Below are 11,808 nucleotides of genomic sequence, written 5' to 3' on the forward strand. Positions count from 1 at the left end.
CCGGCACTACCCATGCGGTACAGGGCGCAGCCCTGGCGACTATTCCGGCTCGCGCTGCACCTGGCGCCACAACTCGCTGGCCAGCGCACGCACTGCATCATCGGCATCGGCACGATGCAGCAGGCCGATCTCGTAGTTGTCGACAAGGGGCAGGTCGCGCTGCCCATCGATGATGCGGTGTTCGCGGTTGACCGCGCGCCGTGGCAGCAGACTGATGCCGATGCCGTCGGCCACCGCGCCCTGGATGCCGCTCAGCGAGGAACTGGTGAACGCGATGCGCCAGCGCAGGCCCAAGGCCTCGACGGCCTGGATCATCTCGTCGCGGTACAGCCCGCGCGGCGGGAAGGTGACCAGTGGCAGCGGGTCCTGCTGCAGGCTGCTGCTGCGCAGGCTGTCGATCCAGTGCATCGGTTCGCGCCGGCAGTGCACGGCCTGGCGGGTGTTGCGACGCTGCTTGACCAGCACCAGGTCCAGCTCGCCATGGTCGAAGCCATGGGCCAGATCACGGCTGAGGCCGCTGCTGATTTCCAGCTTGACCTGCGGGTGGCGGCGACTGAAGGCGGCCAGCATGTGCGTGGTCTGCGGGTTCACGAAGTCCTCCGGCACGCCGATGCGCACCGCGGTCTCCACGGTGGCGCCGGCCAAGGCCTGGGCCAGTTCCTCGTTCAGATCCAGCATGCGCCGGGCATAGCCCAGCAGGGTGTGCCCGGCGTCGGTGGGATGCACGTCGCGGTGGCTGCGTTCAAGCAGGCGGTGGCCGGCAAGCTCCTCCAGGCGGCGGATCTTCTGGCTGACCGTGGACTGGGTTGAATGCAGACGGGTGGCCGCGGTGGTGAAGCTGCCACAGTCGGCGACCATCACCAGGGCCCGCAGCAGGTCCAGTTCGAACACTGTTCTATTCGATTTGGCACTGTCTTGCATTTGAACATTTCACTTCTGGATACCCGTGCCGACTTCTACCATGCAGGGCAGGGGCCGGCAATGGTCGGCGCCATTGCGCATGAGGAGAGTCACCATGCACCACCCTCGCTCCCGGCAGCGCCGTTCGGCAGTGGCCCGCATGCTGCTGCTGTGCCTGCTGGCCATGGTCATCCCGGCGTGTACGGCGACGTCCCGAAGCGACGCCGATGCGCAGCTGCGCGATGCCGCCAGCCGCGGTGACGCCCGGGCCGTGCGCGAGGCACTGGATGCGGGTGCTGATCTGGAGGCGCGTGACGGCCAGGGCCGCACGGCCCTGCTGCTGGCCACCCACGGCAACAACGTGGACGCGGCGCGGGAACTGATCGAGGCCGGTGCCGATGTCAACGCCAAGGACGCGATGCAGGACAGCGCGTACCTGTATGCCGGCGCGCGCGGCCTGGATGAGATCCTGGCGCTGACGCTCGCCCACGGTGCAGACCTGCGCAGCACCAACCGCTATGGCGGTACCGCGCTGATTCCTGCGGCCGAACGCGGCCACGTCGCCACCGTGCGTACGCTGCTGCGCGCCGGCGTGGCCGTGGATCATGTCAACCGCCTGCACTGGACTGCACTGCTGGAGGCGATCCTGCTTGGCGATGGCGGCCCGCGCCACGTGCAGATCGTACAGCTGCTGCTGGACGCTGGTGCCAACCCCGAGCTTGCCGATGGCGACGGCGTAACACCGCTGGCGCATGCCAAGCAACGCGGCTACACCAACATCGAAACCCTGCTGCGCCAGCATGGCGCGACGCGCTGACACCCGCCCCTTCCACCCGCACGCTGCCGTGCCCACCAGGATGCCGTCCATGTTCCGTTCCCATCCGTTGTCCCTTGCCGTCCTTCTTGCCGTTGCACCGCTGTCGGCCTCTGCCGCCGAACGCGCCGATCTGCTGATCCGCAACGCCACGGTGGTCGATGTCGAGCACGCACGCAGCGTGCCCGGGCAGAGCGTGGTCATCCGTGGCGAGGACATCGTCGCGGTCGGTCCCGATGCGCAGCTACGCAGCCAGTGGAGCGCCAGCCGGCAGATCGACGCCAAGGGCAAGTACCTGATTCCAGGCCTGTGGGACATGCACGTGCATTTCGGTGGTGGTCCGGCGCTGGTGGAAGAGAACAAGGCGCTGCTGCCGCTGTACATCGCCCATGGCATCACCACGATCCGCGATTGCTCCGGTGATCTTCCGCAGCAGGTACTGCAGTGGCGCGGCGACATCGCCAACGGCACGCTGTTCGGTCCGCGCCTGCTGACCTCCGGTGCGAAAATCGAAGGCATCAAGCCGGTCTGGAAGGGCACCATCGAAGTGGGCAGCAAGGCCGACGCGGACAAGGCGATCGAGCGCCTGCAGCACGACAAGGTCGACTTCGTGAAGATCACCGACAGCACGCTGACGCCGGAGCTGTTCCTGTACTCGGCCAGCGCGGCGCGCAAGGCGGGTCTCAAGGCCTCGGGCCACATTCCGATGGCGTTGACGGTGGAGCAGGCCGTGGATGCGGGCCTGGCCTCGATCGAGCATCTGGACTATGCCTTCAAGGCTGGCAGCAAGGACGAGGCGCAGATCGCGGCCGATTTCGGCGCCGGGCGCATCGATCGCGCCGAAGCCAACCGCCGGCTCGACGCCAGCTTCGATCGCGAAACCGCGCTGCATGCCTACCGTGATTTCGCCAAGCGTGGCGTATTCGTGACGCCGACCCTCAACGGTGGCCGCATCCTCGACTTCCTCGACCAGGACGACCACGCCAACGACCCGTATCTGGCCTATATCGGCCCGGGCCTGCGCGCGACCTACACCTGGCGCATCGAACGGGCGGCCAAGGCCACCCCGGCGCAGATCGAGGCGCGCCATGCGCAGTACCACCAGGTGGCTGCGGTGCTGCCGCTGCTGCAGGAAGCGGGAGTGACGATCATTGCCGGTACCGATGCCGGCTTCCTCAATTCGTTCAACTACCCCGGCATCGGCCTGCACCAGGAACTGCAGCTGTTCGTGAAGGAAGGCCTGAGCGCACCGCAGGCGCTGTCGGCCGCGACCCGTTCGGGCCCGGCCTGGTTCGGCCAGATGCAGCGCTATGGCGGCGTCGCCACGGGCAAGGCGGCCGATCTGGTGCTGCTGACCGCCAACCCGTTGCAGGACATCGCTGCCACCGAAAAGATCGACAGCGTGATCCTGCGCGGTGATGTGTACGATCGCGCGGCGCTGGACAAGATGCTGGCCGACACCAAGGCAAAGGTCGCTGCATGGAATGCCGTGGCGAAGCAGGACCACGCATCGCAGTGATGCGGCCGGTAGCGCCTAGCGCGGTGCCGGCCGCATGCCATGCAGCTGCGGCAGCGTGGTTTTCATCGCATCGATGAAGGCGCGCAGGCGCAGCGGTTGCTGTCGCGCAGCGGGGAACACCAGATGCACCGGCAGTGGTGGTGCCTGCCAGTCCGCTAAAAGCTGCACCAACCGGCCTTGGGCCAGATCCTCGGCCACCAGCCAGGCCGACACCACTGCGGCCCCCAATCCCGCACGTGCGGCCTGCTGCACCACGAACAGGTTGTCACTCAGCAGGCGCGGCGTGATCGACAGCGTGTGCGCACGGCCCTGCGCATCGTGCAGCAGCAGACGTTCGCGGTAGTAGGTGACCAGCGAGATCCACGGCAATGCCTGCGCCTGTTCGGGGGTGGTGATCGACTCCGCATCGGCCAGCGACGGTGCGGCCACGACAATGCGAGGTACTTCGGCCAGGGGCAGGGCAACCACGCGCGGCTCATCGACCGCGCCGACCCGCACCGCGCAGTCGATGCCTTCGGCGATGAAGTCCGGGCGGCGGTCCTCGAGGATCCATTCCAGGCTCAGTTGTGGATGCTGGGCCAGGAAGTCGAGCATGGTGGGCAGCAGCTGCGCCTGGCCGAACGCATGCGGCACCATCACCCGCAGGCGGCCGCTGAGCCTCTGTGTCTGCCCGTGCAGCTCGGCCTGCAGCGCTTCCCATTCGTCCACCACCCGCTGCGCATGGCGTTGGCAGCGCTGGCCGTCCTCGGTCAGCAGCAGGCCGTGGGTAGAGCGCTGCAGCAGGCGCAGGCCCAGCTGCCGTTCCAGGGCTTGAAGCCGACGGCTGACGGTGGGCTGGGTGGTGCCCAGCTGCACGGCGGCGGCCGAAAGGCTGCCGCTGTCGACGATGCGCAGGAAGGTACGCAGCAGGTCCAGGCGGTCGCCGCCTGATGCAAGGTCATTCATGCGCATCGCGTATGTAAAGTATGTGATTTAGCCTACTACAGGCGATACACGAATGTGGGCACGCTAGGCTCCAATTCTCTCCCTGGTGTCCTCCATGCCCACTCCTTCGCTCTCCATCGTCTCTGCGCCCAGCGCTGCGCCCGCGCCATCACTGGTGGTGGCAATGGCCGCCGGCGCCGGCTTTTCGGTGGCCTCGCTCTATTACAGCCAGCCGATGCTGGGCCTGATCGCGCAGGATCTGGCTGCGGGCGAGCGTGCCGTGGGCCTGGTGCCGACCCTGACCCAGCTGGGTTATGCGCTGGGCATCCTGCTGCTGGCTCCGTTGGGCGACCGCTTCGACCGGCGCAACCTGATCCTGCTGAAGTCGGTGCTGCTGGCGTTGGCTTTGGGGGCGGCCGCCCTGGCCGGCCAGTTGCCGGGGCTTCTTGTTGCCAGCCTGCTGGTGGGGCTGATGGCCACGCTGGCACAGGACATCGTGCCGGCCGCCGCAGTGCTGGCACCGGATGCGCAGCGCGGGCAGGTGGTGGGCAGGGTGATGACCGGCCTGCTGCTGGGCATCCTGCTGTCGCGCGTGGTCAGCGGCGTGGTGGCCGAAGCCTGGGGCTGGCGCGTGCAGTTCGGCCTGGCAGCGCTTTCGGTGCTGGCGATGGGGGCGGTGATGGCACGCGCACTGCCGCACTTCGCTGCGACCAGTACGCTGCGGTATCCGGCGCTGCTGGGTTCGTTGCTGGCGCTCTGGCGTGAGCAGCCGCAGCTGCGCCGCGCCGTGGCCAGCCAGTCGCTGCTGGCGGTGGGCTTCAGTGCGTTCTGGTCGACGCTGGCGCTGATGCTGCACGCACGGCTGGGCCTGGGCAGTGCCGCCGCGGGTGCGTTCGGCATTGCCGGTGCTGCCGGTGCATTGGCGGCACCGGTTGCCGGTCGTTTTGCAGATCGGCTGGGCAGCCCTGCAGTCGCGCGGTTGGCGATTGCCGTCGCCCTGGTTGGCTTTGCGCTGTTGCTGGTTGATTCGTGGCTGCCGGCCGTGGCGCTGCTGCCGCTGCTGGTGGTCAGCGCGCTGCTGTTCGACTTCGGTTTCCAGTCGGCGCTGGTCGCGCACCAGACCTTGGTCTACGGCCTGGTGCCGCCGGCGCGCAGTCGCCTCAATGCACTGCTGTTCACCGGCATGTTCATCGGCATGGCTGGCGGCGGTGCGTTGGGCAGCCTGGCGCTGGCGCAGTGGGGTTGGCACGGCGTGGCGTGGCTGGCGACGATCTGCGCCGGTGGCAGCCTGCTGATCCGTCTGCGTTGAGGGTGGTTCGGCAGGGCTGCGCCCTGCACCTGCTGTGGTGCCGGCCGCTGGCCGGCAACCTCAACCGCAACAGCAACAGCAACAGCGGGTATTCCGTGGGGGGCGGGGCGGTGTCGGATGGCGGGGACGCCGCAAGTACGTCCTTGTAGGCTTGGCAGCCGCATCCATGCGGCTGACTGATCAGACACCCCGCAATCCGACACCGCCCCGCCTTCGACAGTTTTCCGGTGTCTGATGGATCCATCCCATGCTGGATGAATCTCCATCAAAGTCCAATATTTCGACAATTGAACGTAGAGCATCCACGCATGGCGTGGATCTACGTGTCGACCAAGGTCGACACCTACCAAAAGCAGGCCATGTCATCCAGACAGATTGCGGAGATCTGTCGAAGGCGGGGTGGGTCCGGTGGCAGGGGCGTGAGCCGCATGGATGCGGCGACCGAGCTTACATGGACGTACTTGTAGCGGCCCCTGCCACCGGACCCACCCCGCCATCCCGCAGAAAACCCGCTGTTGCTGTTGCAGTTGCCGTTGCTTCGGCCGTTGATTCGGCGGGTGCCGGGCGCAGCCCGGCCGAAACCCCTTCACTCCTGACCGGTGTCATCCAGGCTGATGATTCCGCGACGCAGTGCCTGGGTTACCGCGTGCGTCCGGTCGCCAACGCCCAGTTTTTCCATCAGGCTCTTCATGTGTGCCTTCACCGTCTGCTCGGAAATCTGCATGCGTTCGCCGATGCGCTTGTTCGACAGGCCGCCGGCCACGTGGCGCAGCACTTCGGTTTCGCGTGGCGACAGCCGGTCTTCCACCACGTGCGCGGCGATGCTGGCCGCCACTTCCGCCGGTATCGGTGCGCGGCGGCCACTGGCCACGGTGCGGATGGTGGCCACCAGTTCGTGGCGCAGCATGTCCTTCAGCAGGTAGGCGCTGGCACCGGCCTGCAGCGCGCGCACGGCGCGCACGTCGCCGCGGTAGGTTGTCAGCACGATGATGCGTGCGCGGGGATCGATCGCACGGATCCGCACGATCGCTTCCACGCCATCCATGCGTGGCATCTGCAGGTCCATCAGCACCACATCCGGGCGCAGCTGCTGGTAGCAGGCAAGAGCCTCCTCGCCGTCGGCTGCTTCGCCGAGCAGGCGCAGGTCGGCATGTGCGCCGAGCAGTGCGGCCAGGCCATCGCGCAACAGCGGATGGTCATCAACCACCAGCACGCCGATGGGAGGAAGCGATTCAGTCATGGGAGGTTCTGCTCCAGGGCCAACGCCAGCGCGATGGATGTCGGTGATACAAGCGACGGGCCGGCACGGACAGCGCGACTTCGGTACCCAGGCCGGGGCGAGTCCACAACTGCAGCTCCGCGCCCAGCCGTTGTGCGCGCTCGCGCATGCCCTGCATGCCCCAGTGTCCGCCGCCCGCATTGTCACTGGCGATGCCGACGCCATCGTCGCGCACATGCAGCAGGAAGCAGCGCGTGCCGTAGGACAGTTCCACTTCGATGGCACTGGCATGCGCATGCCGCAGCGCGTTGCGGATGGCCTCGCGCCCGATCAGGAACACTTCCTCGGCGGCTTCGGCCTGCAACGGCGGTGGGGTGCCTTCCATGGTCAAGCGCAGTGGATTGGTGCCTTGGCCTGCATATTCGGCATGCACGTCGGCCAGCGCAGAGGCGAGATCGCGGCCGGCAAACGGTGCGTCGCGCAGCGCGTTGACCCGTTCCCGGCCTTCGGCCAGATTGCGCTCGGCCAGCAGCATCGCCGATTCCAGCTGGGTGCGTACCGGCTCTGGTGTCTGTGCCGACTGGCTGATGGCGTGCAGGCGCAGGATGAGTCCCTGGCTGCCCTGCAGCAGGGTGTCGTGCAGATCGCGCGCAATGCGCTCGCGCTCGCCGTTGCGTTCCTGCAGGCGGGCGCGGAACAATGCCGCCAGCTGCCGGCTGCGGACCCGCACGGCCAGCGCCAGCGCAGCCATCACCACGCAGACGCACAACAGTTTGAACCAGGCGGTCTGCAGGAACGTCGGTGCGATGTGGAAGCTGCGGCTGGCTGGCGTGCTGCTCCAGATGCCATCTTCGTTGGCTGCTTCCACCTCGAAGCGGTAATGGCCCGGTGCGAGGTTGGTGTAATAGGCGCGCGTGCTCGCGCCGGCCTCCTGCCAAGCGTCGTCCACGCCGGACAGTCGGTAGCGGTAGCGGTTGCGCTCCGGCCGCGCCAGCGACAGCGCGACATAGTCGATCTGCAGCTGGGTAGTGCCGGCCGGAAGGCGCAGTCCCTCCTGCAACGGGGCCTGGGTACTGCCATACAGCACGTCGCCGATGCGCACGCCAGGCGCCATGGTGTTGATGTGCGACTGCCGCGTGTCCAGCCACGCCAGGCCTTGATTGGTGGCAAGCCACAGCAGGCCATCAGCCGCCAGTACCGCAGTGGGGATGGGGCCGCTTTGCAGGGCGATGCCCGGCATGCCGTCAACCGCGTCGAACAGGCGGGGGGCTATCGCCTGGTCGTTGCGCAGCGCGCTGCGCAGGGTGGCAACCTGCAGCCGCACCAGGCCGCGGCTGCCGTTGAGCCAGAGCAGCCCGTTCGCATCGGCGACCATGCCGGTGATGCCTTCCAGTACGCCGGCCATGTCGGTGCGCACCGGCAGGAAGCGGCCGTTGCCGAAACGCGCGGCCAGGCCGGCCTCGCCGGCGACCAGCAGCAGATCCTTGTGCTGCAGCAACGCGGTTACCGGGCCTACCGACAGTCCTTCGGCGGCGCCGAAGGTATTGACCGTGCCGCCGTGCAGGCGGCGCAGGGTGCCATCGGCGTAGCCCAGCAGCAGCGCACCGTCATCGGGACGCGCCAGCGACGAACAGGCCTGCTCGGGAAGCCGGGTTTCGCGTCGCCAGCGGTCGTCCGTGTAGTGCAGCACCGCGCGCTCGCCGGCGCAGGCCCAGGCCTGGTCCGCATCGGCAAACAGCAGGGCGTGCAGTGGCTGCCCGGTGAACGGTGCCGGCAGCGGTATGAGGGTGGTGTGGCCGCTGACGGTACGCGCCAGATTGATCCAGTCGAACTGCCACACCGGAGTGGGTGCCTGCCGTGCCGCGGCCTGCAGCTGCGCAGCGCTGCCGCCCAGCAGCGGACGCCGCAGATCGAACAGTTTCAGGTCTTCGCCATAGCCATACACCCGGCCATCACTGGCGCGTACCAATGACCGGTACGGATCGGTAGGGCCCACGGACAAGGTCTGCACGCTGTGCGCACGGAAGCGGTTGAGGCCGAGGTTGGTGCCTACCCAGATGTTGCCTTCGCGATCGGCAAGGACCGGCACTGCCGACGTCGCGGTAAGGCCCTGCGCGGCATCGAAGCGCTCCATGCGCACAGCCTGTTGGCCGTCGAAGGTGACCCGGGCCACGCCACCGTGCGGGCTGAGCGTGGCCCACAGGGCCCCGTCGGCCGTGAACTGCAGGCGCGAGGCGACCAGTCCGGGCAGCCGCCGTGCTTCACGTTCCTCGGCGGGCAACAGGCCATGCGCGTTGGCCAGCGGCGACGTGCCGCGCACGCGGTCGGCCAGCCAGATTTCGCCGCGCGGGCTCTCGACCAGCGAGGCCATCTGCGAGACCGCGATGCCGGTGGCTTCGAAGCGGGCCGCGCCAGGAGGGCGACGCCATATCTGCAGGTCCGCCAGCACCCAGAATGTGCCGTGGCGGTCCTGCAGCACCCATTGCACGCGTCTCTGCGGCAGGCCGAAGGAAGCCGGCGGCTCCTGCCAGCGATGTCCATCGAACCAGCGCAGGCCGCCATTGACGGCAGCCCACAGGCGGCCGTTGCGGTCATGCGCGAAGCGGGGGACCACACCCACCGGCACGCCCTGCGGGCGGCCGAAGCTGCGTAGGCGTTCCTGCGTGAACTGGCTGATGCCTGCCTGGAAGTAGCCGATCCACAGGCCACCATCGCCGCCATCAAGGCCGAGGGTAACCATGTTGGTGGAGGGAAAACGGGTGCCTGCCGGTGCGGCCTGCCGCTCGAAACGCCGGCCGTCGAAGCGGTACAGGCCCGAACCCGTCGCCAGCCACAACATGCCCTGGCGGTCCTGGACGATATCCCAGATATCCCCCGGGGCGCCCTGGCCGACGCGCCAGGCGGTGTGCTGATAGCCGGGCATTCCATCGCTCACTGCGGGTTGCTGCACGGCGAAGACGGGCAGGGCAGTCAGCAACAGCAGGCACGACAGCAGCGCCGGCAGGCGACGCAGGAAGGGGAAGGGGCGGCCACGCATGCGGTCATTCTGGCAGGTGCGGGGCAGGCCGGGGTGACCCGTTCGGGGTAGGCGTACCGCTTCGGTGTCCGCTATCACGCCGTGATGGATGACGGAGCCCGGCGATGCAGCGCTTGTATGTGATGTTCCCTGACCGCGGCCCCGGACTGGGATTGCTGTGGCTGCGCCTGTGCGTGGCAGGAGGGCTGTTGGCGGGCGGAAGCCCGGCCGGTGTGCCGGGACTGATGTGCCTGGCGGCGATCGGCCTGCTGCTGCCTGGGCTGCTGACCCCGCTGGCGGTGCTGCTGGCGGTGCCGGGGTTGTACGGACAGGGCGCGGCGCTGCCCTGGCTGCTGCTGCCGTTGGCCCTGCTCATGCTGGGGCCGGGCGCGTATTCGCTGGATGCGCGGTTGTTCGGCCGCCGCCTGCTGCAGCGCCGGCCTCCCCCGAATGGGTGAGCGCCGGCCTCGACCGACGGGGGTAGGGCGATCGCAGCCGGCGGCACACCATGGGCGCTCCCGTCGCGGCGCTCCTTCATGGCTACCGTCCAGCCTCCTGCCCTGTCCGCAACCACGTTGGCACCGCACCAGTCGGCTGCCCTGCAACGTGCGCTGCGATACATCGACGAGCACCTGTCGCAGCCGCTGCGGGTGACCGAGCTGGCTGCCGTTGCCTGCGTAAGCCGGTTCCATCTGGTGCGGTTGTTCCGCATGGGTACCGGCGCCAGCCCGCTGCGCTACGTGCGCCGTCGGCGCATCGAACGCGCCACGCAGCTGCTGCCGATGGCCGCGCAGTCGATGACCTGCCTGGCCCAGCATCTTGGCTTCTTCGACCAGAGCCACTTCGTCCGCAGCTTCCGCGCCGAGACCGGCTGCAGTCCCGGCCAGTACCTGGCCGATGGCGCGGCACGTTCCCAGCCCCCTGTTGTTTCCTCCACCGGAGTCCACCCATGAGCCTCGCCACCGCCACCCCCGCCAAAGCACTGCTGTCACCGGCCGACCACGCCCTGATACTGATCGACTACCAGTCGCAGATGGCATTTGCCACCCACACCATCGACATCTCCGCGCTGCGCAACAACGTGTCGTTGATCAGCAAGGGTGCCAAGGGTTTCAAGGTGCCGGTGCTGCTGACCACGGTGGCCGAGAAGTCATTCTCAGGCCCGATGTTCCCGGAGCTGCCGGTGATCTTCCCCGGCCAGGCGGTGTTCGATCGCACGTCGATGAACACCTGGGAAGACCAGCCGGTGATCGATGAGGTGAACCGCATCGGCAAGCGTCGGCTGGTGCTCGCCGGCTTGTGGACCAGTGTATGCATCGTCGGCCCGGCGCTGTCGGCGCTGGAGCAGGGGTTTGAGGTCTACGTGATCACCGATGCCTGCGGCGATGTGAGCGAAGAGGCGCACGAACGTGCGATCGCCCGCATGGTGCAGGCCGGTGCCGTGCCGATCACCAGCGTGCAGTACCTGCTGGAACTGCAGCGCGACTGGGCGCGTGCTGAAACCTACGACCTGACCACCGGCATCGCCCGTGACCATGCGGGTGGCTATGGCGTCGGCATCCAGTACGCCAAGACCATGTTCGGCGCGCAGGAAGGCGGGCACTGAGCGTGCGCGATGGCCATGGTCTCGACCTGGCCTTGTTGATCCTGCGTGTGGCGGCGGGAGGATTCCTGCTGCCGCATGCGCTGGGCAAGTTGTTCGGCTGGTTCAACGGGCCGGGCCTGGCAGGTTTTGCCGGCGAACTGCGCAGCTTCGGTCTGCCGTCGTCGGCGCCGCTGCCACTGCTGCTGGCGCTGCTGCAGGTGGTGGCCGGTAGCGCTGTGATGCTGGGCTGGCAGGCCCGGATCGCCGCGCTTGTCGCTGCCGCCTTCATCGCCTTCACCGCCCTGCTGGCGCTGCGCAACGGGTGGTTCTGGATGCGCGGTGGTGCCGAGTATCCGTTGTTGTGGACGCTGGCACTGCTGGCCATCGCCCTGGCCGGGCCGGGTGCATGGGCGGTGGATGGTCTGCTTCTTTCTGGAGACGTCGCGTGAACAACGAACCTCTCGATCCTGGCCGCCGCAATGTGGTGCTGGCCACCAGTGCCGCACTGGCGCTGGGCCTGGC

Annotated in this window: 11 protein-coding genes; 7 read left to right on the forward strand and 4 right to left on the reverse strand. The window is 68.0% G+C overall.

Annotation, left to right across the window (positions count from 1 at the left end):
• Positions 1-39: 39 nt before the first annotated feature.
• Entirely contained in the window at positions 40-921 is an 882-nt protein-coding gene (locus tag K5K93_RS00750) for a LysR substrate-binding domain-containing protein (RefSeq protein ID WP_222389158.1), read from the reverse strand.
• Positions 922-1,015: 94 nt separating this feature from the next.
• On the opposite strand from K5K93_RS00750, the gene K5K93_RS00755 reads away from it, so the two are divergent.
• Both K5K93_RS00755 and K5K93_RS00760 read left to right on the forward strand, forming a co-directional pair.
• Positions 1,016-1,717: an ankyrin repeat domain-containing protein gene (locus tag K5K93_RS00755; RefSeq protein WP_222389159.1), complete on the forward strand. Its 702-nt coding sequence runs from the start codon at positions 1,016-1,018 to the stop codon at positions 1,715-1,717.
• 49 nt (positions 1,718-1,766) lie between these two features.
• The gene (locus K5K93_RS00760) at positions 1,767-3,233 is read left to right on the forward strand and encodes an amidohydrolase family protein (RefSeq protein ID WP_032975277.1); all 1,467 of its coding nucleotides are present in this window, start codon (positions 1,767-1,769) and stop codon (positions 3,231-3,233) included.
• Between the two features lie 15 nt (positions 3,234-3,248).
• Here the strand turns inward: K5K93_RS00760 and K5K93_RS00765 are convergent, their stop codons facing one another.
• On the reverse strand, positions 3,249-4,178 hold the full coding sequence (locus tag K5K93_RS00765) for a LysR family transcriptional regulator (RefSeq protein WP_222389160.1): 930 nt from the start codon (positions 4,176-4,178) through the stop codon (positions 3,249-3,251).
• Between the two features lie 94 nt (positions 4,179-4,272).
• Here K5K93_RS00765 and K5K93_RS00770 point away from each other — a divergent pair, with 94 nt between their 5' ends.
• Entirely contained in the window at positions 4,273-5,466 is a 1,194-nt protein-coding gene (locus K5K93_RS00770; RefSeq protein WP_222389161.1) for an MFS transporter, read from the forward strand.
• A 586-nt stretch (positions 5,467-6,052) separates the two neighbouring features.
• Here K5K93_RS00770 and K5K93_RS00775 read toward each other — a convergent pair.
• Together K5K93_RS00775 and K5K93_RS00780 are read right to left on the reverse strand one after the other, a co-directional pair.
• On the reverse strand, positions 6,053-6,706 hold the full coding sequence (locus K5K93_RS00775) for a response regulator transcription factor (protein ID WP_025878524.1): 654 nt from the start codon (positions 6,704-6,706) through the stop codon (positions 6,053-6,055).
• The gene (locus K5K93_RS00780) at positions 6,699-9,722 is read right to left on the reverse strand and encodes a sensor histidine kinase (protein WP_222389162.1); all 3,024 of its coding nucleotides are present in this window, start codon (positions 9,720-9,722) and stop codon (positions 6,699-6,701) included. The genes K5K93_RS00775 and K5K93_RS00780 overlap by 8 nt, the downstream gene beginning before the upstream one ends.
• A 104-nt stretch (positions 9,723-9,826) precedes the next feature.
• Between K5K93_RS00780 and K5K93_RS00785 the strand changes: the two genes are divergently transcribed.
• The 4 genes from K5K93_RS00785 to K5K93_RS00800 all read left to right on the forward strand — a co-directional run bounded on the left by K5K93_RS00785 (position 9,827) and on the right by K5K93_RS00800 (position 11,735).
• Positions 9,827-10,159: a hypothetical protein gene (locus tag K5K93_RS00785; protein WP_032975282.1), complete on the forward strand. Its 333-nt coding sequence runs from the start codon at positions 9,827-9,829 to the stop codon at positions 10,157-10,159.
• A gap of 78 nt (positions 10,160-10,237) precedes the next feature.
• Complete coding sequence (locus K5K93_RS00790; protein WP_222389166.1) at positions 10,238-10,654, forward strand: AraC family transcriptional regulator; 417 nt, start codon at positions 10,238-10,240, stop codon at positions 10,652-10,654.
• Complete coding sequence (locus K5K93_RS00795; RefSeq protein ID WP_222389168.1) at positions 10,651-11,307, forward strand: hydrolase; 657 nt, start codon at positions 10,651-10,653, stop codon at positions 11,305-11,307. The genes K5K93_RS00790 and K5K93_RS00795 overlap by 4 nt, the downstream gene beginning before the upstream one ends.
• 2 nt (positions 11,308-11,309) lie before the next feature.
• Complete coding sequence (locus K5K93_RS00800) at positions 11,310-11,735, forward strand: DoxX family membrane protein (RefSeq protein ID WP_093818562.1); 426 nt, start codon at positions 11,310-11,312, stop codon at positions 11,733-11,735.
• Positions 11,736-11,808 lie beyond the last annotated feature (73 nt).

This window comes from Stenotrophomonas sp. DR822 (assembly GCF_019793815.1).
GTDB classification, from domain to species: domain Bacteria; phylum Pseudomonadota; class Gammaproteobacteria; order Xanthomonadales; family Xanthomonadaceae; genus Stenotrophomonas; species Stenotrophomonas indicatrix.